The 23720-nt window shown below is 38.8% G+C and carries 21 protein-coding genes and 2 pseudogenes; 10 read left to right on the forward strand and 13 right to left on the reverse strand.

Annotated elements, in window-relative coordinates; all coding sequences use genetic code 11:
* Positions 1 to 50: 50 nt before the first annotated feature.
* On the reverse strand, positions 51 to 608 hold the full coding sequence (locus QFZ87_RS24620; protein ID WP_309867473.1) for an NADPH-dependent FMN reductase: 558 nt from the start codon (positions 606 to 608) through the stop codon (positions 51 to 53).
* A 151-nt stretch (positions 609 to 759) separates the two neighbouring features.
* Between QFZ87_RS24620 and QFZ87_RS24625 the strand changes: the two genes are divergently transcribed.
* A complete protein-coding gene (locus tag QFZ87_RS24625; protein ID WP_309867475.1) occupies positions 760 to 2487 on the forward strand; it encodes an SgrR family transcriptional regulator in 1728 nt (575 codons plus the stop codon).
* 43 nt (positions 2488 to 2530) lie between these two features.
* Here QFZ87_RS24625 and QFZ87_RS24630 read toward each other — a convergent pair whose 3' ends face one another.
* The gene (locus tag QFZ87_RS24630) at positions 2531 to 3418 is read right to left on the reverse strand and encodes a cation diffusion facilitator family transporter (protein WP_309867477.1); all 888 of its coding nucleotides are present in this window, start codon (positions 3416 to 3418) and stop codon (positions 2531 to 2533) included.
* Between the two features lie 265 nt (positions 3419 to 3683).
* Here QFZ87_RS24630 and QFZ87_RS24635 point away from each other — a divergent pair, with 265 nt between their 5' ends.
* Both QFZ87_RS24635 and QFZ87_RS24640 read left to right on the forward strand, forming a co-directional pair.
* Positions 3684 to 4472 carry a metal-dependent hydrolase gene (locus QFZ87_RS24635; RefSeq protein WP_309867479.1) on the forward strand — a complete coding sequence of 263 codons (789 nt, stop codon included), beginning with the start codon at positions 3684 to 3686 and terminating at the stop codon, positions 4470 to 4472.
* Between the two features lie 140 nt (positions 4473 to 4612).
* Positions 4613 to 5317, forward strand: a complete 705-nt coding sequence (locus QFZ87_RS24640; protein WP_309867481.1) for a polysaccharide deacetylase family protein — start codon at positions 4613 to 4615, stop codon at positions 5315 to 5317.
* Positions 5318 to 5375: 58 nt separating this feature from the next.
* Here the strand turns inward: QFZ87_RS24640 and larC are convergent, their stop codons facing one another.
* The 8 genes and pseudogenes from larC to QFZ87_RS24680 all read right to left on the reverse strand — a co-directional run bounded on the left by larC (position 5376) and on the right by QFZ87_RS24680 (position 12848).
* Complete coding sequence (larC, locus tag QFZ87_RS24645; protein WP_309867483.1) at positions 5376 to 6833, reverse strand: nickel pincer cofactor biosynthesis protein LarC; 1458 nt, start codon at positions 6831 to 6833, stop codon at positions 5376 to 5378.
* Positions 6814 to 7509 carry a nickel pincer cofactor biosynthesis protein LarB gene (gene larB, locus QFZ87_RS24650; RefSeq protein WP_309867486.1) on the reverse strand — a complete coding sequence of 232 codons (696 nt, stop codon included), beginning with the start codon at positions 7507 to 7509 and terminating at the stop codon, positions 6814 to 6816. The genes larC and larB overlap by 20 nt, the downstream gene beginning before the upstream one ends.
* Before the next feature lie 29 nt (positions 7510 to 7538).
* The gene (locus QFZ87_RS24655) at positions 7539 to 8174 is read right to left on the reverse strand and encodes an urease accessory protein UreH (protein WP_309867488.1); all 636 of its coding nucleotides are present in this window, start codon (positions 8172 to 8174) and stop codon (positions 7539 to 7541) included.
* A gap of 7 nt (positions 8175 to 8181) precedes the next feature.
* Positions 8182 to 8985, reverse strand: coding sequence for an ATP-dependent sacrificial sulfur transferase LarE (gene larE, locus QFZ87_RS24660; protein ID WP_396133991.1), 804 nt, complete (start codon positions 8983 to 8985; stop codon positions 8182 to 8184).
* 21 nt (positions 8986 to 9006) lie between these two features.
* Positions 9007 to 9123, reverse strand: a pseudogene (locus QFZ87_RS24665) (4-hydroxythreonine-4-phosphate dehydrogenase PdxA); the annotation flags it as partial.
* 46 nt (positions 9124 to 9169) lie between these two features.
* The gene (gene larA / locus QFZ87_RS24670; protein WP_309867490.1) at positions 9170 to 10432 is read right to left on the reverse strand and encodes a nickel-dependent lactate racemase; all 1263 of its coding nucleotides are present in this window, start codon (positions 10430 to 10432) and stop codon (positions 9170 to 9172) included.
* 138 nt (positions 10433 to 10570) lie between these two features.
* Positions 10571 to 11687: pseudogene (locus QFZ87_RS24675) on the reverse strand (2-keto-3-deoxygluconate permease).
* The gene (locus QFZ87_RS24680) at positions 11688 to 12848 is read right to left on the reverse strand and encodes a glycerate kinase (protein ID WP_309867493.1); all 1161 of its coding nucleotides are present in this window, start codon (positions 12846 to 12848) and stop codon (positions 11688 to 11690) included.
* Between the two features lie 145 nt (positions 12849 to 12993).
* Here QFZ87_RS24680 and QFZ87_RS24685 point away from each other — a divergent pair, with 145 nt between their 5' ends.
* Together QFZ87_RS24685 and QFZ87_RS24690 are read left to right on the forward strand one after the other, a co-directional pair.
* Positions 12994 to 14100, forward strand: a complete 1107-nt coding sequence (locus QFZ87_RS24685; RefSeq protein ID WP_309867495.1) for a CdaR family transcriptional regulator — start codon at positions 12994 to 12996, stop codon at positions 14098 to 14100.
* 118 nt (positions 14101 to 14218) lie between these two features.
* Positions 14219 to 14500, forward strand: a complete 282-nt coding sequence (locus tag QFZ87_RS24690) for a YggT family protein (protein WP_308081254.1) — start codon at positions 14219 to 14221, stop codon at positions 14498 to 14500.
* Between the two features lie 136 nt (positions 14501 to 14636).
* Here the strand turns inward: QFZ87_RS24690 and QFZ87_RS24695 are convergent, their stop codons facing one another.
* On the reverse strand, positions 14637 to 15320 hold the full coding sequence (locus tag QFZ87_RS24695; RefSeq protein WP_309867499.1) for a GGDEF domain-containing protein: 684 nt from the start codon (positions 15318 to 15320) through the stop codon (positions 14637 to 14639).
* A gap of 242 nt (positions 15321 to 15562) precedes the next feature.
* On the opposite strand from QFZ87_RS24695, the gene QFZ87_RS24700 reads away from it, so the two are divergent.
* Complete coding sequence (locus tag QFZ87_RS24700; protein WP_309867502.1) at positions 15563 to 16804, forward strand: MFS transporter; 1242 nt, start codon at positions 15563 to 15565, stop codon at positions 16802 to 16804.
* Between the two features lie 26 nt (positions 16805 to 16830).
* On the opposite strand, the gene QFZ87_RS24705 is transcribed toward QFZ87_RS24700, so the two are convergent.
* The gene (locus QFZ87_RS24705; RefSeq protein WP_309867505.1) at positions 16831 to 17469 is read right to left on the reverse strand and encodes a hypothetical protein; all 639 of its coding nucleotides are present in this window, start codon (positions 17467 to 17469) and stop codon (positions 16831 to 16833) included.
* A 166-nt stretch (positions 17470 to 17635) separates the two neighbouring features.
* On the opposite strand from QFZ87_RS24705, the gene QFZ87_RS24710 reads away from it, so the two are divergent.
* The 4 genes from QFZ87_RS24710 (at position 17636) to ilvA (ending at position 21980) form a co-directional block, all read left to right on the forward strand.
* Positions 17636 to 19642: a catalase gene (locus QFZ87_RS24710; RefSeq protein WP_309867507.1), complete on the forward strand. Its 2007-nt coding sequence runs from the start codon at positions 17636 to 17638 to the stop codon at positions 19640 to 19642.
* A gap of 121 nt (positions 19643 to 19763) precedes the next feature.
* Positions 19764 to 20240 (forward strand): hypothetical protein, encoded by a 477-nt coding sequence (locus tag QFZ87_RS24715; protein WP_309867510.1) that lies wholly within the window; start codon positions 19764 to 19766, stop codon positions 20238 to 20240.
* Positions 20237 to 20755 carry a hypothetical protein gene (locus QFZ87_RS24720; protein WP_309867513.1) on the forward strand — a complete coding sequence of 173 codons (519 nt, stop codon included), beginning with the start codon at positions 20237 to 20239 and terminating at the stop codon, positions 20753 to 20755. Before QFZ87_RS24715 ends, QFZ87_RS24720 begins: the two co-directional genes overlap by 4 nt.
* A gap of 52 nt (positions 20756 to 20807) precedes the next feature.
* A complete protein-coding gene (gene ilvA, locus QFZ87_RS24725) occupies positions 20808 to 21980 on the forward strand; it encodes a threonine ammonia-lyase (protein ID WP_309868111.1) in 1173 nt (390 codons plus the stop codon).
* 425 nt (positions 21981 to 22405) lie between these two features.
* Here the strand turns inward: ilvA and QFZ87_RS24730 are convergent, their stop codons facing one another.
* Positions 22406 to 23716: an ammonium transporter gene (locus QFZ87_RS24730; protein WP_309867515.1), complete on the reverse strand. Its 1311-nt coding sequence runs from the start codon at positions 23714 to 23716 to the stop codon at positions 22406 to 22408.
* Between the last annotated feature and the right edge of the window lie 4 nt (positions 23717 to 23720).

The following is a 23720-nucleotide window of genomic DNA, read 5'->3' on the forward strand; positions in this document are numbered from 1 at the left end:
TCTAAAAAATAACCCATTTATTCGACACATTTTTTGTAAAGCTTTCTTTTTTACTGCTTTGAGCGTTTAATTTCCTCCACAAGCGCTTCTGTTAGCTGTTTGAATACAACGACCGCCCTTTCATCAACAATCTCACCGAATTCATTAAATTTAGTTGAAGCATGTGGAATTAATACCTCTGGTCTCCTTATTAATTGGACATTTAAGGCAAATAAAATCTCTCTTAAGTGCAATTGTGCTCTTACCGTCCCTAGTATCCCTGGTGTGGCCCCCATGATGGCCACGATTTTATTAGACAAGGGTGTATCAACGATCGGTCTTGATAACCAATCGAGGGTATTTTTTAACACACCGGTCACTGATGAGTTATATTCTGGAGAACTAATCAAAACAGCATCCGCATGTTTAACCTGCTCAGCCAAACCTTTTACTGCCTGAGGAAGATCTTCTTCTAAATCTGAATTATAAAGCGGTATTTCTGATAAGTCCGCCAGCCCAAAGGTGTAATTTTCGGGAAGATTCCTGCTTATGTGTAACAGAAGATTTTTGTTAATCGAGTCCTTTCTCAAACTTCCACATATGCCAACTATTTTTATATTTTTCATCATGATCCCTGCCTTCGTTTTTTGTAATCTAATACTTCTTCTTGTCATTCATTATGCTGTGTCCAAAATGGAATAAAAAGGGTATAATTCAAGCATAAATGTCCACTTTTAACGGAAACGTTCTGAGGGATAAGAAACAGGGGTACCGAATGAGATGTTGAAGGATTTTGACTATTTTCAGATGAGGGCTTACTTTTATCCGAAGGAAAGTATGAACTCAGTGGAATTTAAATTACATGAGTTAGAGGCGTTGTGGTATTGCACGCAGAAAAATGTAAAGAGGAAACTAAAAAGCTTTCAGGATGAAGGAAAGTGCAAGTACACCCCTGGAAAAGGGCGTGGGAATTCTTCACAGCTTTGTTTTGCCATGCCATTTCATCAGGAGGTTTACACAGCGGTTGACCAATTGGTGCAAAACGATCGATTAGAAGATCTCATTCAGTTATTGCAGCTTCCGATCCCGAAAACATGGATTGCCAATGTATCGACCGAGATTCAAAGCCTCCTTGGCTGGCGCTCCAACCATGAAACTAGGGATATTCTTCGCACAGTAATTACACGAAAGCTGACAACGCTTGATCCCCTGCATACATCTGTAAACTTTGAAACATTTTTAATCCATCAACTTGGTGATACGTTAGTGATCTATGATGAAAAAAGGGATGAGGTTTTACCTCACCTGGCCCATCATTGGGAAGTGAGCGAAGATCAACTGCTGTGGACCTTTTATATCCAAAAAGGCGTACGATTTCATAACCAACACTTTTTCACAAGCCAAGACGTCAAATATACGTTTGAGCGTTTTTATGAAGGGGGCTCCCCTCACTATTGGCTACTGGAGGATATCCAAGCAATCGATTGTCCTTCACCATATATCATACGTTTTCACTTAAAGCTTCCAAATCCGTTTTTCCTTAGATACCTGAGTTCTCACAATCTAGTCATTTTGCCAGCCAATGAACCCTTCGATGAATACCGATGGATTGGCACGGGACCATTCCAATTGAAAAAGAGAACGGATACGGTACTGATATTAGAAGCATTTAACGACTACTTCCTTCCCCGGCCATTTCTAGATGAAATTGAATTTTATTGTGTATCAAAGGAAACCGCACCTTATATTACCTATGTGGTGGATGGTCCTGGCAGCTCTGATACTACCATTCGAAAGCCAGCCAGTGAAGTTGGTTTTCGATTCCTTGCTTTTAACTTAAAAAAGCCTTCGATGATCGCTAATCAATCCTTCCGTGAAGTCATGTATCATTTAATCGATATTAAGGAGATGTGGGCAGATCTTGGACGAACAGATTTGAAGGAAGCCTCAAGCTATTTTTATTGGAAATCAAAACCCCAGATAAAAATGAAAGAACGAATAATGCCATTAATAGAAAAGTCCGGTTACGGAGGCGAAACTCTTACCATATACACCTTGACATACCCAAGGTACCAAGAAGAGGCAAATTGGATAAAAAGACAAGCAATCAAGTATGGCATTAATCTGGAGATAGAAACTTATACTATCGAAGAATTATATTACCCAACCATCGAAGCAGCTGACATGATTTTTATGGGAGAAGTGGCTTCAAATGACCACCATTTGTCCTTTATTGGAGCATTTCTAAATAAAACGCTTATCTTCAATCGGTTCTTTTCATCTGAACATCTGAATACTATAGAAAAATATTTTGAAAAAATAATACAAGAGGCTTCATGGGAAAAAAGGGAGAATTTATTGGATGAAGTGGAGAACTATCTACGTACAGAACATCTGTTTATTTATTTATACCATCCTATTAAAGACCGAATCTTCCATCCAATGATTAAAGACATAGAGTTTGAGTCCTTTGGTTTTGTGGATTTTAGGAAGCTGTGGATTAAATGAACACAAATTAATAAGGCGAACAGTCTTAGTCACTGTTCGCCTGCTATCCCCGAACCTTTTCATAATTCGGCTCGACATGGACATGAACATCATAGACACCATAGTCACTCATCAAAACTTTTTCTACACGGGTGGCAATGTCATGGGCGGCTCGAATATCTAATGTGGACTGAACGATAATCACCACATCAATGACTTCATTATTGCCGTAGTTTCTCCCTTTCAATTCTTTAATGCCTTTCACGCCATCTAGTTTTGTAATGACCTCCTGATAAAGTTGAATCTTCTGTTCATCGAATCCATCTGAAAGTTCATGAGAAGCTTGCAAAAAGATATCCAAAGCTGTTTTACAGATCAAAACTCCGACAATAATTGCCGTTAATGTATCAAGCCAAGGCATATGTAATTGCGATCCAATAATTCCCACAGCCGTTCCTATACTTACCCATGCATCGGAAAGATTATCTTTGGCGGCGGCCATCACGGCTTTGCTATTAATTTTCAAAGCCAACTTTTTATTATAAAAATAAACACCTACCATGACGATCGCGGAACCTACCCCTACATAGGCAGCAAGCATATCAGGAGACTCATTCCTCCCCTGGAACATAGAGGGAATGGCATCCATCAACACCTGGATACCAACGGCAATCATAATAAATGAAGCCACCATGGAAGCGATGGTCTCACTCTTCCAATGACCATAGCCATGATCGTTATCAGGCGGTCGTTGCGATATTTTTAACCCAATAAGGACCGCAATCGATGCAATAATGTCTGTTGTATTGTTTAGCCCATCAGCTCTTAAAGCAGCTGAATCACTCATATATCCGATAACTAGTTTTATGGCTGATAGAATAATATAGGCAACAATACTAATCATTGCGCCTCGTTCTCCTAATTTAAGGTCTTTATATTTCTGCTCATCCATTCTTCTGACCCCCCACAAATTCCTTCCATATCATATCAACTATGTTATGGGTGGGTCTAGAGCAACCTTTTTGCGCGGACTTATATAAGTAGGCTTTAGATAAGAATGTTTCACGAGGGAAAGATTTCTTTGGAAAATTGCTAGTAAACTTTTATACCGGATGAATCCTGTTTATCCTAGTAAAAATAACATGTTCTTATTATCTAAATACGAAATAGAATAATTGTGGATGTTGTTTATGATTAGGTTTAAGGGGGACTTTTTAATGAGAATTCAACGTTTAGGTCATGCAATGTATGTTTTAAAAAGTAATATGGAAAAAAACTATTTAATCGATCCATTTTTTGATTTAAATCCTGGTTTTCCACCCCAGTTAAACACTTCGGATTTTTATCAATCAATTGATTGTGTGTTTCTCACACACGGACATTTTGATCATACAAGCGGGCTTTCAAAGTTAGTGGAAAGCAAACCAGATATCATGATTGTGGCACAATATGAACTAGCGCTAATTCTTCTCCAGCAAGGAATCAAAAATGTATTTCCCGTTAATTTTGGTGGTTCCGTATCATTTGAAGATGTAAGTGTCACAATGGTACAGGCTAAACATACCTCCTCTTATGGAGAAACACAAGGTCCACCAGTATACGCTGGTGAATCTGCTGGTTATGTGTTTGATTTTAAAAATGATTATACTGTCTATCACTCAGGGGATACCGCCTTGATGCTAGATATGAAGCTGATTCAAGATGTCTATCAGCCAGACATTGCCATTCTTTCATCTTCAGGCCATTTTACAATGGGTCCTAAGGAAGCGGCTTATGCCGTGAAACACCTATTAAATGTAAAATACGTGATTCCAAGTCACACCTTCCCTACAATGGAAACCGCGGCATCTCCTGATTCCTTAACGCAATTATTACAGGCTTTCCCTGTTGTTGACTTTATGGTTGATAAGGATAACGAATTAAAAGAACTATTAAAGGAATATAAAAAAACAGATGTCATTCCACTTTCTTATGGTGAAGAAAGAGCTTTTGAGCAAGAAAACTAACTATTTATTAGATTATTTAATTTATACAGGGTGCTGATCCAAAGTTGGGACAGCACCCTTTTTGTGATTCTAAATTTCTCTTTCCATTTGCTATAATGAAATAGAGAAGATAAATTTTATAACTAGAAAGGTTTTATTTTATGAAAAAAAGATTACTATTTATAGTAACAGGAATTTTAATCGTTTTCCTTTTATTATTCGGTACCTATAAATTAATGAATATGCGAACATTCCAATTTTTTGGCAGACTTACGAATAAAGTGGAGACCAATCAAAAGGCAATTGCTTTAACCTTTGACGACGGACCGTCTAAAAATGTAAATTCCATCCTGCCATTATTGGATCAATACAACGCAAAGGTTACTTTTTTCCTCATTGGTCACGATATGGAACAGAATCCAGAGGAAGCGGCGAAAATAGCTGCAGCGGGGCATCAGCTAGGAAATCACACATATTCGCATAATCGAATGGTATTTAAAACACCGTCCTATATTAAGAAAGAGATAGATACAACAGATCAACTAATCCGTGAAGCAGGATTTAAGGGTGAAATTGATGTCCGTCCACCTAATGGTAAAAAACTCATCGGATTACCATATTACCTTCATACACATCATCGAGATACGATTATGTGGAGTTTGGAACCAGATAGCTATTTCTCCTCTGCGACTGATAAAATAAACTATGTGAGAAAAAATATAAAACCTGGATCTATTATCTTGATGCATCCGATGTATGACCAAACTGGTGAAGAGTTAAAGGCAATTGAGGGGATATTAAAGGCACTTACAGAAGAGGGATATACATTTGTAACTGTTAACGCGCTACAAAAAACTGGTAAATAAAAAGATCTTCTATCCTTGTTTGAATAGAAGATCTTTTTAAATGGAAAATTTTTTAGTTCTACTTACTTGGCAACGGAATTTGAGTTTCGCTTGACTCAATCATCTTCCTTGCTTCCGCCTGAACGACAGCATAAACCTCCAAGAGAGGAACATTGAATGCAATTGCGGCTTCTTTTATTTCCTCATACTCGGGTGTAATTTTATAAATCTTTTCACCCTCGTATCCTATTTTAACTGTTAAATCCCCATAAATGGTTTCTATTTTTTCAAATCGACGTGATAGGATTCTTCTTGACCACTCAGATTTACGAACTCCAAAAGTACTAGTTTCTTTAAGCAACAGCTCCTCCATTACTCCACTATCCTGTGGCTTTGTATGAACTGTAATAAGTGAACCAGGTCTGCTTTTTTTCATGGTTATTGGAGTAAAATATACATCTAGTGCTCCGTTTTTAAGAATCTTTTCCATGACATATCCCAAGGTTTCCCCTGTTATATCATCTAACTGACATTCAAGTATAGATATAGTTTCCCTTTGAGGTTCTTCCTTCGCTTTAAAAAGAAGAACACGTAATACATTAGGGTGATCAAAATTCTTTTTTCCAGCTCCATAACCAATCCGCTCTATTGACTTTGCAGGTATATGACCATAGTCATCCGCTAGTGCTTTTAGAAAACCAGCACCTGTTGGAGTCGTTAACTCTCCCTTTACATGAAAATCGGCTAAAGGAACACCTCTTAAAATTTCAGCAGTAGCTGGCGCTGGAATAGGGTATAGACCATGTGCCATCATGACTTTCCCATATCCAGTTGGAACCGGTGAAGCAATAATCTTATCGATATCCAAATTCTCAAGGGCCAAACATACCCCAATTACATCTATAATCGAGTCCATTGCCCCTACCTCATGAAAGTGGACATCTTTTGGATCCATGCCGTGTATTTTTCCCTCTGCCTCAGCTATCACCTGAAAAACTGCACTACTTCTCGTCTTAACTCGGCTAGGTAACTCGCTTTCGTTTATCATATTGAAAATGGTCGAAGCTTTTCTGTGTGAGTGACTATGATTATGAATATGTGCTTGTCCTTCATGACCGTGATGATGGTGCTCACTATGTAAGTGGCTGTGGTCTTCATGATGGTGATGATCGTGCCCACTGTGTGAGTGGCTATGATCTTCATGATGGTGATGATCGTGCCCGCTGTGTGAGTGGCTATGCTCTTCATGATGATGATGATGGTGGCCGCTATGTGAGTGGCTATGCTCTTCATGAAGGTGCCCATGGCTACCCAAATGCTCATCATGAACGTGTTCTTCTTCATTAAAGTGAAGATCAAGCAGTTTTGCAGAGATTCCTTTCTTATCCACTTGCTTCACATTTAAAGAAAAAGGATCAATTGGCAGCTTCATCAAATGTTCTTTAATATAAGTTATATCCGCTCCTAAATCGATTAATGCTGATAATGTCATATCTCCAGAAATTCCAGATTGGCAATCAAGATATAGTATGTTCATTGTTTACCCCCTCTGAAGCGAGCTGAAGGATGAGAGCTGCCTGATAAGCTGCTCCAAATCCATTATCAATATTTACAACACTCATTCCTGAAGCACATGATGTTAACATCCCTAGTAGAGGAGTTAACCCTTGAAGATGCGCTCCATATCCTACAGAAGTCGGTACAGCAATAACCGGACGCCTTACTAATCCACCTACAACACTAGGCAATGCTCCCTCCATCCCTGCCACCACAATTAGAACACTAGCTTTGGTAATTTCCTCGCGATAGGCTAATAAACGATCAATCCCTGCCACCCCGACATCATAAAGTCGGTTCACTTTACATCCCATCCACTCTGCAGTAATCGCGGCTTCTTCTGCAACAGGTAAATCCGAGGTACCTGCACACATCACCATTACTTCACCGTGGTATTGCCTGGAAGCTGTACCATAAAGCATAATACGTGATACCGCATCGTAGCGTGCAGAAGGATAATTCTCTAACAGTAACGCTGCCTTCTCTTCTGATAGACGAGTAACCATTACTTTCCCGTGAGATTCAATCAGTTTCTCCATAATAAGGTTAATTTGATCAGAGGTTTTTCCTTCCCCATAAATCACTTCTGGATAACCAGTACGTCTTTCTCGATCAATATCTACTTTACTGAATCCCAAATCTTCAAATTTCCTCATGATTTCACCTGCTGTCTTAAAGTTTTGTATTAAATAAAGAAGCCTTCTTGATATCCCATTAAATATATATAGTAAATTCCGTAACAAATACTAACGATTGCGGCTGACCCTGTTAATATACGGTCCAGCTTTTGCGTTTTTCCTGAAAAGACAAATGGCAGGCTAATCGCAAAGGTAAACAGAAGCATACCGAGAATGGTACCAGCGCCGAACACCCCAATATAAAGAACCGCACTTCTGATGGAATCAACTGCCGAGACAACTAGCAATGTCATTGCAGCACTTCCTGCTAGTCCATGGATTTGACCAATGAACATAGATTTTAAGAAAAATTGTTTGTTTTCCTTGGTTTCTTTCTTTATATGGTTCTTTTTTAATGTTAAAAAAGAAAGAGTTCCAAGGTAGATGAGCATAACACCTACACCCATTTCAAATGCCATACCCCACTTTTGAGGGATACTTCCTTTTGTAATGGCTAAAATAAGAAATACTCCTAGTAAGGTCAAGGTATGTCCTATCCCCCAAAAAACACCTAAAAAACTGGAATGAAAAAGTGATTTTTGCTTGCCTGCTATTGTAGAAACCGCAATAATATGGTCAGGTTCTAATGCATGCTTCAGTCCCAATAAAAACCCTATTCCTAAAACTCCCAAAAGACTTCCCATCTTGTATCTACCTCGCTGCCTCTTGCAAAACTTTGTTCATACTACCACTCTTATAACCAATAAGATCCATCGTGACATAGGTATATCCAAATTCTTGAAGTTTTGCTGTGATTTCTTGATGATGTTCCAATAAGTGCTGCATTTCTTGTGGTTCTACTTCAATTCTAGCAATCTCACCATGGGTACGTACCCGCACTTGCCGAATTCCAAGGGCTCGAATAGCTTGTTCAGATTTATCTATTTTTTTTAATTTTTCTATCGTAATATGCTCTCCATAAGCAATCCTTGATGAAAGGCAAGCAAAGGAAGGCTTATCCCAAGTAGGTAGACTCATTTGTTGTGACAGTTCACGAATTTCACTCTTATAGAGATCTGCTTCCTGAAGTGGTCCCCTTACATTGTACTCTCTCGCCGCTTTTGTTCCTGGCCTATGTTCCCCAAGATCGTCTGCGATTAGCCCGAAAGCTACATTATTGTAATTATTTTCGATCATGATTGGGACAAGATGTTCAAACAAGCTTTTTTTACAAAAATAACAGCGGTTCGATGTATTCTCAGAATAACCCGGAATATTTAATTCCGATGTTTGGATTACCTCATGCTTTGCACCCAACTGTTCTGCGAGTCCAATAGCTTCTTGTAATTCCTCAAAAGGGTAGGTCTCACTATCTGCTGTTACAGCCAATACGTTTTCCCGGCCAAGAGTATCGAGTGCTGCCTTCAATAAAAAGGTACTGTCTACCCCGCCAGAAAAGGCGATGACTACTGTTTTCATTTCTCTTAATATTTCTTGAAGTTTGTTATATTTCATTTCTAGCAATTTAATCACCCTTTATACATGTTTTGGGGCAAGCTCAACTGCCTGTCTTATTGACTCTACTAGACTTTCCTCGCTTGCAACCCCTTTACCCGTAATATCAAATGCTGTACCGTGATCCACACTTGTTCGATCATCTGCAATTAAAAAGATTTTTTCCATTGTCCATCAGCCTCAATTACTCTTCGACGTAAGGAATGGTTAGTGGACCTAACGGTAAAACAGCGATCGACATATTTTCACCGTAAGTTTGCTTTAATTCCTCCAACGTTTGTTCAATATTATGGGAGGGTTTTAACATGGTACCAAGTACTTGTTCATCAGATAGCTGTGAGAAAACATGGATATCTGCCCAAACCTGGGTGACTGCTTGCTTCTGAACCTGCCATTGATCAAACATTTTAAAGTTCGGATCATTGATCAAATCTAATAAAGCTTGCGGGCTTTCAGCTAATTCGAATATTTTCGAATAGTTACCATGACTTGGGAGTCCATCCGAACATTCGGAAGCGACAATAATCGCTCCTCCTTCTTTAACGATTTTATGAGCGGCACTCATTCCTTTAACAGCTTGATAAAGATTTTGATCAAGTGGGTAACCGGAATTTGAAGTAATCACAACATCAAATCGCTCATCACATCGGATCATGGCATGTTCTTTCACAAATGCGCAACCTTTGTCGTGTGCTTCATACAATTCACCCGCAAACACTGCCGTAATTTCCTTTTCTCGATTTAACGTTACATTTAACATAAAACTTGGTTTACACATCCGATTTATTTCACGAGTCATCTCTTGAACAGGATTATCCACCATATTTCCCCAAGTTGAGCGTGCATCCCCTATCATTCTAGCGTTATGGAAGGTCATGATCGTTTCAATTCCAGCTATACCAGGCATAATTCCTTTTGGACCTCCTGAAAACCCAGCAAAAAAATGCGGCTCGATAAAACCTGTGACAATTCGAAAGTCAGCTTCTACATATTCCTTATTTAAGTATACATCACACCCAAACTTACTCTTACCAATATTAACTAATGTTTCTTTATCATGACATTGATTGTTAATGATGCGCACATTATCTACTACCCATTCCCCAAGCATCTGTACAAATTCTTCTTTTGTTTGGTCACGGTGAGTACCTGTTCCATTAATAATGACAAAGTTTTCTAAAGGAACATGGTCAAGTGTTTGAATCAATATCGGCACTAGTTTGTGATTCGGTGTAGGTCGGGTAATGTCACTAATAACTATTGCCACAGTATCAGTAGACTTCACCATTTCCCTTAGAGGTGGTGTACCAATAGGATTGTTCAAGGCAGCTTTTATCGCTTCCTCATCATGATCCAATCCTGGCAAATGATTGGGTTCTACAATAAAGGCATGATCAGGTATATTAACGGTTAAACCGTTTTTTCCATATAGTAAGGTTGTTTCCATCACTAAATCCCTCTCTTTTTGTTATTTATGCAAGTCAACTTATTACATCTACATAGAGGAAACATAAATTTTTAATTTACTGAAAATTTTTCCAATAAAATAATCTCACCCCTGAAAGAGTACTCAGGGGTGAAATTTTTATTTTGCAATTGATTGTGGAGTAGCTTGGTTGGTTGCAACAACTTCAAGTTTACCATCAATTCCTTTTCTCTTTTGGTACTTATCAACAAGGATAACAGCAATTGGGCACAAAATAGCAGTTGTCAAAACAGATATAGAAATTTGAGCTGTTGCAAGGTTAGCAATTTCTGCGTAACTAGCTGCTTCCGCTTTACTCATCATCCCTGCCCCAGCTGCGACTGCTGCTGCAGCTGCAATTGCTGCTGGAGTACCAACCGCGTTACCTGCAGTAGAAGCTTCTGAGACTGGTGCAATCAGACTTTTTTCTCTAAATAATTTAAATACTAATATTCCAGTAGTTGCTGTAAGACCAGTAGTAAGAATTCCTAGTGTTAGGCCTGCTGCTACAACGGAAGGATTAAAGAAACTAGCAAAGTTCATTCCTGCACCTAAAGCAAAGGCAAAGAACGGTACCGGTAAAATTTCTCCTGCTTTTAGGAATTCACGAATTTCAGGATCTAAGTTTCCTAGAATCATTCCAATTGCAATAGGTAATAAAACAGCAATAAATGCTATAACCGGAAATTTAGAACCTAATAATCCTAAAGACATTAGAGTAAAGAAAGGACCGTCATTCAGAGATAAAACCGCAACTGCTCCTACATCTGAACGGTTGCCATATTGACCGGTTAATGCCGCATACATTCCACCATTACCATTTGTCATTGCTGCAATAATAGCAACTGTTGAAAGACCAAAAAAGTCCTGCCATTGGATCAAATAGGTATCCGAATAATACCCCTATCCCTAATCCTGTTAAATATTTAGAAGTAGTAAGTAAGACGCCCTTTTTTAAGGCTGATCCTCCCACTCTTAAATTCATTTGGCTTCCTGCACTAAATAGAAATAATGCAATTAAGACAAGTGCGCCATTTTTAAATAGGGCTTCTGAGAATCCTCCTATTCTCAGAAACTCAAAATTCCCTTCTGGTGTTTGAGAAACTCCTAGAGATTTTAAAAAGTCCATTACAACCGGTATATGCAGTTGGTCGACAGTATTTAGTAGTGCCCCTAGCATTAACGGTACAACCATGAGACCTCCAGGGACTTTTTCGATTGTTTGTTTAATTTTCATTTACGTGACCACCTTTCTAGATATTAATGTTTGATAGTAAAAAAAGGACCTTACTACTTGTTCTGCACTTTGTACTAATAAATCTGCCGCATTCTCGATGGCTTCACTTAATGTCATTGGTTGATTCATAATACTATTAACGCTAACAATACCATGTTGATATAAAACATCTATACCTGTTCCGATAGATCCGGCAAGAATAATCGTTGGAATATTCTGTAATTTAGCAGCCTGAGCTACCCCCATCGGAGTCTTTCCTGAGGCAGTTTGAAAATCTACTTGTCCCTCTCCAGTAATAACAAGGTCGGCTCCCTCGAGGGCCGCTTGAAGTCCAGTATGTTCAATAACAACATCAATCCCTCGTTGCATACTAGAAGGAAAAAATGCTTGAAATGCCCCTCCAATTCCACCTGCAGCTCCTGCTCCTGGTAAATCATGAAGATGGATACCGGTTACTTTTTCGACTTCATCTGCCCAATGAGCTAGACATTTATCTAACAATTGAACCATGTCGGGAGTTGCTCCTTTTTGTGGACCAAACACATGTGATGCTCCATGTGGACCAATTAAAGGATTTTCTACATCAGAGGCAATCAAAAACCTGCAATCTTGGATTCTCTCGTCAAATTTTCTTAAATCGATAGAATGGATTTTTTTAAGCTCAGCACCACCAGGTGAAATGCTTTCACCCTTTTCATCTAAAAGGGCTAAACCTAAGGCCTGGAGCATTCCCGCTCCCCCATCATTGGTAGCTGATCCACCTATTGCTAAAATGAATGACTTAAAGCCATCATCTAAAGCTTGCTTTATAAGTTCTCCTGTTCCAAAGGTAGTAGCTTTTAAAGGATTAAGCTCTTCTCGAGGTACTAATGATATCCCCGAGGCCTTAGCCATTTCAATGATACAGGTTTTTCCATCACCTAATATACCGTATTCAGCTTCCACCTTTTGACCTAGAGGTCCGGTAACATAGACTGGTATTTTTTGTCCATTAGTGGCAGCAACTAAAGTATCTAGAGTTCCTTCTCCCCCGTCAGCAACAGGAAGACAAAGACTAACGGAATCTGGAAATGCCTTGTGAATGCCTTTTTCTATTGCTTTAGCTGCTTCAACTGCCGTTAAACTCCCCTTAAATGAGTCTGGGGCTATGACAATTTTCATATCACCGCTCCTTCCGAAAACGCTTTCATTAATAATTTTCATTATACTAAGCTTGATTATAGAAAACATCGGGTGTACCATATAAAAAAAAGAGTTTATTTTTAGAATTTTTCGTATAGTTTAACTAAATTTTCGGAGGAAAAATATGTTAACAAGAGAAATTGCAAAAACCATTGTACTAGAAACCTCTCTTCGCCTAAACCGAAATATCAATATTATGGATGAAAAGGGGATTATCATTGCCTCGGGCGATACTTCTAGGATCGATGATATTCATGAGGGAGCACTTGAAGTTCTAAAAAGCGGTAAAACACTTATCATTCATCCCAATGAAAAAGGAGTTTGGAGAGGAGCTCAACCTGGCATTAACCTCCCTATTCTTTTTCAGGATAGAATTGTGGGAGTGATTGGGATTACGGGAAATCCTGAAGACATTAAAGAGCTTGGTGGCATCGTAAAAATGACTACTGAGCTCATGATTAAGGAGAAGTTTATTGCTTCTCAATTAGAATGGAAACAACGCACAAAAGAAATGATTATTGAAGAATTATTAAAGGGTTCTCCTTCCTATAGCAATATCGAACGTGGACTTAATCTAATTGGATTAAACCTTAAGTCACCATTTATCACACATATCATTCAATTAACAGAACGGAACATAATGAATCAATCATTAACTGATAAAATGGAAGGAATCATTGGTGAAAAGCACGGGCTTGTTGGATTTATTAGTATTAATCGAATGTTTGTTGCTTTTTTAGGATTAACTCAGCAAGAAGCAGACAAAAAGCTTCGGAGTATTTACCTTGAGTTGAAGAAACTCCGGTTGAAATTCCGGCTCGCCTACAGTACTCCTTTTCAATCAATGAGTAAATTTAACCAATCCTATATTGATTGTGACCTCGCCCTTAAAATTACGGATGTTGAAGAAGATTTAATTTCATTCGCTGAAGTGGAAGCTAAAGCCTTAATTTATAAAATAGATCGCGCCTGGGGTGAAAGGTTCTCCAATAGAATCATGAATAAAACGTTAAATAAATTTGCTGATACTCTTGAAGCTTATTTTAAAAACAACTTAAATATCCAAAAGACTGCTGATGACCTATATCTTCACAGAAACACACTCATTTATCGCCTCAATAAAATAGAAGAAGAAACAGGTTACGACCCCAAAGTGTTCAAAGATGCTTTAACTATTCAACTTGCCCTTTGGACAGATAAAAAATTAAAAAGCGAGGAATTCATTAAATAAGGATTACAATATATTAATTATGATAATATTGAAACTTTCTTTGGGCTTATACGTATATGATCTTAGATAGAGGTTAAAAATTTGATTATCTAAAAAAATAATAGATGGGTGATTTATAGTGGGCTCTACAATTTTACTTATAGGAAGTTATGCTTTTGAAGCATATTATTGGCTTATTCTCATATCAATCTTTGGTTCCTGGTTTCCTCAATTTCAGACTTCAAAAATTGGTGGGTGGGTTTACAAACTAGTCGAACCATATTTAGGTCTTTTCAGACGGTTTATCCCGCCTCTAGGACCGATTGACTTTTCACCGATCATTGCCTTATTTGTTTATCGCTATATCGGAGGCTTTGCGATGGAAGGACTACGCCTATCCTTGGATACGATTGGAATATAAAACATTTGGCGAACAGTGCGGGGCACTGTTCGCTATTTTTTTCGAACTTGTTCCCTATGCGACCGTCCTCTCTTTCCCGTAACCACTTCGGCCCAGATGATAAAATAAAATAGACCTTCAGTTACTGAAGGTCTATTTAACCTTGCTTTATTGTCTTTACTCTGGATTTGCGTTTATACATATTTCGATCCGCAATAATCAATAATTCCTTCATTTCACAAGCATCACTTGGATAAACGGCTGTTCCGATGGAAACAGAAATATCCATTCCCATTTCTTTCGATAATTGAAACAAACCCGCTTCAATCTTTTTCGAAATGGCTCTCGTTCTTTTCAAGTCTGAATACGGGGATACAATAAGGAACTCATCTCCGCCCCATCTAGCGACAATATCTTGCTCAGTGGTGCTGTTTAAAAGAACTTTAGTGATCCTCGTGAGAACCATATCTCCGATTTTATGTCCATGCTGATCGTTTATTTGTTTAAAGTTATTGCAGTCAATTACAGAAATCGTTAAGTTTCCTATCTTTTTATCCATTTTGGCTAAAAGCTTTGGGGCACTTTGTGAGATAAATCGCCGGTTATATAGCCCCGTCAAAGCATCTTTTTGCGAAAGAAATTTCGCTTTATCATATTGAAATCCTAACCACCAAAAGAACGGAGAAAGCAAGGGAATAAAGACTAAGTCCCATTTATATTGACCATTCTCTATCATAAACACATAGGAACCTTCATAGTCTATTAAAAAATAAAAAGAATGCCAGCCTAAAACTAGAGTGATATAAATGATAACAATACTAATTCTCCCCGAATATCTCATCTAGCACCCCCTTTTTTATATGCTAATTTTACTATAAAATAGGAAATTTGTTACACATTTTGCTAAATTCAAGAAAAAATAATTCTACCTAAACCGACAAAAGTGGACAGGGGAACATTGCCGAGTAAAACTCACACATAAGAAAATCTTATACTAAAACATAAAAAAATGTAAATTTTATTAATCGAACATACAGGTTATGATTAAGACGAAATAGGAATTATAGAAAAGAAGGTTATCAGATGAGAGACAGTAAATACTGGAATATAATGCTTTCTTCCACTTTATCTTCACTTGGCAGCTCTATGTATTTTATCGCCGTTGCCTGGATTTTATATAAGATGACGTCCAATGCGACCTATACAGGGTTGATGGTAGGTATGGGGTTCTTGCCTGGAGTGGTGCTCAATTTAGTCTTCGGAGTAATAGTAGACAAACAGAATCGAAAAAAATTGACGGTCATATCACTTGGTGTTGTCACCGTTGCCATGATCATGCTTCTATTAGCCATGACTGGAAATATCCTTAAACCATGGATGATTATCCTTGTACACATGATTGTTCAGACCTTTTCCTCTCTATTTAGAACAGCTCAACAAGCCTTCATCACTGAACTTTATAAGAAAGAGGACATCCCTCGTATCTTCAGTGAAACGGGTTCGGCTGTTTCTGTCGGTGGTTTAATTGGCACCTCATTATGCGGCGCTATGTTAACTATTTTTCCAGCCAGTATTGTGATGTTATTTGTTTGTCTTACCTTTGCCATTGGCACCGTGTGTATGATGCTAATTAAATATGTTCCTAGAGTAAATAATTCAAATAGTAGTTTTAAAGCAGGGTTGATTGACTTAAAGGACAGTTTTGTCTATGTTCATAAAAATCGGCTTATGTATTCCTTATTATTAATTATGTTTGTTGGTCAGCTTGTTGTTCATACTTGTGCAGGTATGTTATCCGTGTACACAAGCTCGTACTTACACGGCACAAGTACTCTATATGGAATTTTAGAGTGCGCGACTTCTATTGGAGCCATTATTGCCGGTATAACAGCAACCTCCATTTTATATAAAAGCAAAAATTATGTTACTGGTCTGTCTTTCGGGATCACTTCCATTGGTTTGTTATTGATGATGTTTACTCGAAATAATATCGCTGCTTTTATCGCAATCCTCTTGATTGGGTTGGGTACCACTTGGGTCAGAGTATTGATGCAATCCGTCCAACAGGTCTATACCGAACCTGGCTATTACGGGCGGATGGCCGCCATGAGACAAACCATTAATCAAGGGGCCGTAACCATCGGAGCTCCACTTCTAGGATGGATTGCTGAACATCATGGGGTGAACAATGCTTACGGTTCCCTATTAATTCCAGTGTTGGCCTTAATGGGATTCTCGCTACTTTTTGCCCCACAACAGACATTTAAGAGTGTCATAGGGTCGATGATTCCGCAAAATCAAGGGGACAGTCCCCCGCTGCGTTAAAGCAGTGAAGGGACTGTCCCCAATGATTAAGGAATGATGATCTCCAGCTTTCCTTCTTTACTGGTCACTTCGACCACCTTGTCCACAAACAAATAAGGCGTATCAAACCGATCTTGCTTTTTGATATCCGCATAACTATTATTTGCAGTTAGCACTGGGAAAACTGCGTTGGTTTTTTTAAATAGATTTTGAGTAACCTCGATCTCCGCCATCAAAATAATTTCTTTATTGGAGATTGCAAAGAAAAGTTTCCCTATCTCTCTATCATTTTCATCCTTAATGGAAATCTGCTGTAGGATTGAAATCAGGCAGGTAACAAAATGATTAATTTTCTCATTGGCTACCCCCTCTAGCTGACAATCTGCCAAAACTTTATTCAATCCCGCTCTGATTTCCTTAAAGGAAAACACATCTTCGATTCTAAGCGCCGCTTTCGTCCTACCAAGACTTTCAAACTTTTTCCTCGTCTCAAAAAGGTATTCCTTAATAACTCCATTATGCCGGCCACGGTTCAAAACAAAATCAGTGACCTCATTAATCCAGCGTATTTCCTTACCTTGATTTTTGATTAGTAGTAAAAATCCATAGATATCCTTCTCATCAAACGTACCTTCTGTCAGTTTTCCATAGTAGTAATTCAGTAATGATTGCTCTTTTATATCCATTTCGTTTTCTCCTAGATGTCATGATACTACCTATTGTACATCAGATTGAATAACAAAAAACGAATTTCACAGATAAAAGATTTTGTGTCCAAAAAATCGTTTGGCCATCTAATAATTGGGGTATCGAGAGCAGTAGGTAGATAACATTTACATAGGAGGGAAACGTATGGAAAATAAGAAGATGGCGCAATTACAGCAATCAATAATCGACAACGAGCAAAAGGCTGGTTTGACTACTAACCAAGGATTGAAAATGGCGGAAGATGAGTTTTCTTTAAAAGCTGGACTACGCGGTCCTACTCTTATGGAGGATTTTCACTTTCGCGAAAAAATGACCCACTTTGACCACGAACGGATTCCTGAACGTATTGTCCATGCACGCGGCACAGGGGCTCATGGGGTCTTCCAACTTTATGAATCTTTACAGGAATATACTAAAGCTGATTTTCTTACGGACACCGCGAAAACAACACCGGTATTTGTACGAATCTCGACCGTACAGGGTTCGAGAGGATCAAGCGATACCGTTCGTGATGTCCGCGGTTTTGCGACCAAATTTTATACGGATGAAGGAAACTTTGATTTAGTTGGAAACAATATGCCTGTATTCTTTATCCAGGATGCGATTAAATTCCCTGATTTTGTCCATGCGGTGAAACCTGAACCTCATAATGAAATTCCACAAGGAGCCAGCGCTCACGATACATTTTGGGATTTTATCGGTCAAAATCCTGAATCAGCCCATATGGTCATGTGGGTCATGAGTGACCGTGCGATTCCTCGAAGCCTGCGTATGATGGAGGGCTTTGGTGTACATACCTTCCGTCTTGTCAATGCACAAGGAAAAGCACATTTTGTAAAATTCCACTGGAAACCTGTCCTTGGTATGCATTCTCTTGTCTGGGATGAAGCACAAAGAATTGCCGGTAAAAACCCTGACTTCCATCGTCAAGATTTATATGAAGCCATTGAAAAAGGTGATTATCCGGAATGGGAACTGGGCGTCCAGTTAATTTCCGAAGAGGATGAATTCAAGTTTGATTTTGACGTTTTAGACCCAACCAAATTATGGCCTGAAGAAGTGGTTCCTGTAAAAATCGTTGGTAAAATGACTTTGAATCGCAATGTCGACAATTTCTTTGCTGAAACCGAACAAGTGGCTTTTCATCCTGGCCATTTGGTACCTGGAATTGATTTTTCAAATGACCCACTTTTACAAGGACGGTTATTTTCCTATACAGATACTCAACTTTCTCGCTTAGGCGGTCCTAACTTCCATCAGATTCCGATTAATAAACCGGTGTGTCCTTTCCATAACAACCAGCGTGATGGCATGCACCAAATGGCGATTCACCGCGGACAAACAAGCTATCATCCCAACGGTTTAAATGCCAATCAACCGGAGCCAGTGCCAATCGATCAAGGAGGCTATGAACATTATCAAGAAAAGGTGGATGGACGTAAAATCAGAGGACGGAGTGAAAGTTTCTTAGACTTTTACTCTCAAGCGAAATTATTCTATAACAGTCAGACTCCATATGAACAGCAGCATATTAAAGACGCACTTAGCTTTGAACTTGGCAAATGCTACTCCGATTTGGTAAAAAATAACGCGGTTGCACTTCTTAACCACATTGATCGAAACATGGCCCAAGAAGTGGCTGAGAATATAGGGGCGGTCTTGCCAAAAGAAAATCTTGAAGTCAAATCTGATAAAAAATCACCTGCACTAAGCATGGCCCATACGATTAAAAAAACTGATACCAAAAGTGTAGCTATTCTAGTAACTGGAGCCCCTAACACAGACCAATTAACTGAATGGATTAAAGTATTAGCACAGCATAACCTGAATTATAGTATCGTTGCTAACAAGGTCCAACCATTAAATGCTGTCCTGAGAGTAACGGATACCTTTGATACCGTCGACTCTAGTCTTTTCGATGCAGCCATCTTAATGAGTAGTGAATCCAAACTTCCCACACCTGCTTTAGAGTTCATTGAAACAACCTACAAACACTTTAAACCATTGGCGATTGCTGCCAGTAAACCTAATACATTAGAGTACAGCCGTATTCAATTAGATGAAGCAGGTGTCTTTGATTTAACAAAAATAGAAATCCAACCATTTATTGAAGGCATTGCCCAGGCTCGTTTCTGGGAACGGAAGCTTTAATTCCTATTAAAAATTTCGCCCTAACCTTTTTTCTGGTTAGGGCTTTTCCTATTCAATTGAATAGGACTTTATTTTATAGATAAAGCTAAAAAGAATAAATGTCGGTTAAAATGAGGTCATTATGATAACCGTTTCACTCTTCTTTTCTTTTACCTTAATCGGTATTATTTCGTTTTTTACGATAAAAAAAGCTACTCATACCATAACGCTTATTTTTCTATTGATGGTGATCGAGTTCTTCTTCACCAGTTTTATCTCTGTTATTGTAGACAATGCCAAGCTATGGACTGTCACACAGAGTACCAGATACCTTATTATGTTTCGTGTCATTGAAGTTGTGGTTTTTCCATTACTGCTTCTTTGGTATATTGAATCGGTAAAAAGAGTGGGCACCTTCTCAAAGAAGCTTATTATAACTGTGCTTTGGGTAGGTGTTTTAGTGGGAGTAGAGACGATTTTAAGCCATTTCCATATTTTCACCTATGAAAAGTGGAAGGTATGGGGTTCCATTATCGTATGGTTCACCTTTCTATCGTTCCTCCATTTTCTGCAAGGTCTTTTTAGCCGGATCCTTTTTAAAGAGGGGATTAGGAATTGACAATTTTACCATTACCGGAAAAATTCGATGCAAATGAATGGTTTATTCTCTTTCATATCCTGGCTTTAGTGATCATATTATATAAATTGCCAAAGAGATTTCCAACCTCTATTACTATCTTATTACTAATGTTCACGATAACAGTAGCAAGGATTGTTGATCATGTGATAGCAGGACCACATGTTGATTTATACGACATCATGGACTCGGGTGACTTTGAGCTTTTTGATTTATTGTGCTATGTGCCTTATGCCCCGTTTGGATATGTCTTTATCTATCTCTATGACAAATTCCAATTAAAAGGGGGTATCCTGCTTTTATTTATAGTCATACTATCGATTGGAAGTATTGGATTCGAATGGTTCACAGGTACAAGCTACATTGGTTATTTAAAATATAGCAGTTGGAAGCCCATATATTCCTTACCTATCTATTTAATAGTCCAGCCATGCACGATATTATTTTTCCACTTAATCAAATCAATCCATGAAAAATCACTTACATCAGTAGAGTAAACAGGAGGTTGTACTTGTGAATCTAGATGATATTATCATTGCTCGGGAGAAAATGAAGGGAATTGTGCACACCACTCCCCTTGACTATTCCAAGACATTTAGCCGACTCTCACATAATGAAGTCTATTTAAAGCTAGAGAATCTTCAAAAAACAGGCTCCTTTAAAGTAAGGGGCTCGTACAACAAGCTGACCTCCCTTTCAAAAGATGAATTAAAAAAGGGTGTCGTCGCAGCGTCTGCTGGGAACCATGCTCAGGGCGTTGCCTATTCTAGTCAGATGCTGGGCGTTCCTTGTAAAATCGTGATGCCTAAAGGCGCTCCTCTTAGTAAGATAGAAGCCACTAAGCAATATGGGGCCGAGGTTATTTTAGAAGGTGCCGTTTTTGATGATGCCCTCGCGTATGCATTACAACTGAAGGATCAACTGGATGCTACATTTATTCATGCTTTTGATGATGAAGCAATTATTACCGGACAAGGAACCGTCGGAATAGAAATCCTTGAACAACTACCAGAAGTTGAGGCCATTATTTGCCCTATTGGCGGCGGCGGGCTTATAGCCGGGGTTGCGATGGCAGTGAAGGAGAAGAATCCTCATGTATCTGTTTATGGTGTTCAAACGGTTGCCTGTCCCAGCATGAAAGAGTCCATTTTAGCGAATAAACCTGTAATGGTTCGGTCGTCACCCACGATGGCCGATGGAATTGCTGTTAAAAAACCAGGTGAGAAAACCTTTGAGATTGTTCAGAAGTACGTGGACGATATTTATTGTGTCGATGAAATGGAAATTGCCCGAACGATGCTGATGCTTTTAGAGAGAAACAAGTTGCTGGTGGAAGGTTCCGGAGCTACATCCCTTTCCTCCCTGCTTTTTGAAAAAGTAAAGCTGAAGGAGAAAAAAGTAGTCGCCATTTTGAGTGGCGGAAACGTGGATATGAGTTTTATCTCAAGAATCATCGAACGTGGTATGGTCGAGGCAGGCAGGTATGCTGATTTTACCATTACCTTAAAAGATAAACCTGGTGAACTTCAAAGAGTGCTAAGCACGATTACTGATCTCGACGCAAATGTTCAATCTGTTAATCTACATCGGATGGGGAAAAATATCTATCCTGGTTTTGCCCAAATCGAGATTTCTGTTGAAACAAAAAACCACGAACATATTGAACAGCTTTATCATGCCCTTTTAGAAAAAAGCTACAATGTAATGATGGGACAATATTAATTAAACAGGAAGAACTACGTATTGTACGTTGTTCTTCTTTTCATTGAAAAAAGCCAGGCGTTTAGCCTGGCTCAAGTATATTCCTTTCAAATTATTTGTTGATCACCTCTTGAAGTACCTTTAAAATTACCTTTTTTATATGATTTTCTTTCTTACTCGTCACTTTCGATGATTTACTCGTCAAATGTTTGATTTACTCGTCTATTTTCTATTTTACTCGTCAACCTTTATACTTTACTCGTCAAAAACTCCATTTTACTCGCCAACTACTAAACAACACCCATTCCTCCATAAAAAAACCACAGTTATTAAGGACTGTGGTATGACAGAATATTAACTTTCTTTTCTTTCAAAAAGGAATCCCTTCAAAAGAGATTCCTTAGATAAAACTAGTAATATGATTGTAGTACAAAAAGAGCATCAAACTACATCACTTGCTTCTCTTTCCTAATAGCAGGAGAAGCAACGGTGATTCCCGTTGTTTCCTCAAAATTAAATAGACTTGAAGGCAAGTCAGTAAAACGCTCTAATTCATTGTAAGCAGGAATACCATGGTAAGACATATCCAAGCCCTCGTCTTCTTCCTCTATAGTTGCTCGGAAACCGACTGTCATTTGGCATACCCTTGCTATAATAGTTCCGCCAATCAGCCCCCACACAATAACAACTACTGCACCTAAAAGCTGGACCTTTAAGAGCGAGAAATCACCAGTGGTCAATAATCCTTGTGACTTATCAAGCAAGCCAACAGCAATGGTTCCAAACACACCGCCGAAACCATGAACAGCCACAGCTCCCACCGGATCATCCACCTTCAAAAAATCAACAAATAAGGTAGCATAAATAACGATCAACCCACTAATGGCTCCAATTAAAATAGCGCTCCACTCAGAAACATAAGCACAGCCAGCAGTTATGGAAACCAATCCAGCTAATACACCATTGATCGTCATACTTGGATCTGCTTTTCCAAACTTTTTCATCGTTAGAAACAAAGCAACAGAACCACCGCTCGCTGCGGCTAACATCGTGTTGATGGCAATGGGCGCTAGCGCTGAACTTGATGCATCCAATGTACTGCCTGCATTAAAAGCAAACCAGCCGAACCACAAAATAAAGGCACCCGCTGATGCTAATGGAATGTTACTCGGTGCAAACACATTCACACTGCCATCCGAATTAAATCTTCCTCTTCTTGGACCAAGAAGTTTAGCCATTGCAAAAGCGGCAAACCCACCAACGGCATGAATGGCAGCTGATCCCGCAAAGTCCTTCATTCCTAACTTTGCTAACCAACCATCGCTATTCCATATCCAATGACCAGATAGCGGATAGATAATCATACTGATCAATGCAGCTGTAACCACATAGGCTTTAAAGTTCATCCGTTCAGCAACTGCACCTGAAATAATCGAAATGCAAGCTACTGCAAATCCCATTTGAAAAAGAACAAACGCAACGCTTGGTAGCTCCATCGAAAGAGCGATTTTATCGGGACTTCCAAAAAGAGTCGTTCCTATAAATCCAAAGGTATCCTTACCAAACATAATTCCAAATCCGATCAACCAAAAGGCTAAAGCCCCAATGGTTAAGTCTACGAATATCTTCATAGTCACATTAACTGCATTTTTCGTACGGACAAATCCAGCTTCTAATAAACTAAATCCACCTTCCATAAACAGCACCATCGCTGCAGCAAGGACGACCCAAACTGTATTGATATACATTAACTCCAAAAGA

The sequence above is a fragment of the Bacillus sp. SLBN-46 genome, from assembly GCF_031453555.1.
In the GTDB taxonomy this organism is placed as follows: Bacteria; Bacillota; Bacilli; order Bacillales; family Cytobacillaceae; genus Neobacillus.

Coding starts and splice junctions, on each gene's coding strand:
- QFZ87_RS24700 (WP_309867502.1), top strand. CDS start 15,563: ATGAGAGACAGTAAATACTGGAATATAATGCTTTCTTCCACTTTATCT.
- QFZ87_RS24680 (WP_309867493.1), bottom strand. CDS start 12,848: ATGAAAATTGTCATAGCCCCAGACTCATTTAAGGGGAGTTTAACGGCA.
- larA (WP_309867490.1), bottom strand. CDS start 10,432: ATGGAAACAACCTTACTATATGGAAAAAACGGTTTAACCGTTAATATA.
- larC (WP_309867483.1), bottom strand. CDS start 6,833: ATGAACATACTATATCTTGATTGCCAATCTGGAATTTCTGGAGATATG.
- QFZ87_RS24710 (WP_309867507.1), top strand. CDS start 17,636: ATGGAAAATAAGAAGATGGCGCAATTACAGCAATCAATAATCGACAAC.
- larB (WP_309867486.1), bottom strand. CDS start 7,509: ATGAGGAAATTTGAAGATTTGGGATTCAGTAAAGTAGATATTGATCGA.
- QFZ87_RS24685 (WP_309867495.1), top strand. CDS start 12,994: ATGTTAACAAGAGAAATTGCAAAAACCATTGTACTAGAAACCTCTCTT.
- QFZ87_RS24715 (WP_309867510.1), top strand. CDS start 19,764: ATGATAACCGTTTCACTCTTCTTTTCTTTTACCTTAATCGGTATTATT.
- QFZ87_RS24625 (WP_309867475.1), top strand. CDS start 760: ATGTTGAAGGATTTTGACTATTTTCAGATGAGGGCTTACTTTTATCCG.
- QFZ87_RS24705 (WP_309867505.1), bottom strand. CDS start 17,469: ATGGATATAAAAGAGCAATCATTACTGAATTACTACTATGGAAAACTG.
- QFZ87_RS24695 (WP_309867499.1), bottom strand. CDS start 15,320: ATGAGATATTCGGGGAGAATTAGTATTGTTATCATTTATATCACTCTA.
- QFZ87_RS24630 (WP_309867477.1), bottom strand. CDS start 3,418: ATGGATGAGCAGAAATATAAAGACCTTAAATTAGGAGAACGAGGCGCA.
- QFZ87_RS24655 (WP_309867488.1), bottom strand. CDS start 8,174: ATGGGAAGTCTTTTGGGAGTTTTAGGAATAGGGTTTTTATTGGGACTG.
- QFZ87_RS24620 (WP_309867473.1), bottom strand. CDS start 608: ATGATGAAAAATATAAAAATAGTTGGCATATGTGGAAGTTTGAGAAAG.
- larE (WP_396133991.1), bottom strand. CDS start 8,985: ATGAAATATAACAAACTTCAAGAAATATTAAGAGAAATGAAAACAGTA.
- ilvA (WP_309868111.1), top strand. CDS start 20,808: ATGAAGGGAATTGTGCACACCACTCCCCTTGACTATTCCAAGACATTT.
- QFZ87_RS24640 (WP_309867481.1), top strand. CDS start 4,613: ATGAAAAAAAGATTACTATTTATAGTAACAGGAATTTTAATCGTTTTC.
- QFZ87_RS24635 (WP_309867479.1), top strand. CDS start 3,684: ATGAGAATTCAACGTTTAGGTCATGCAATGTATGTTTTAAAAAGTAAT.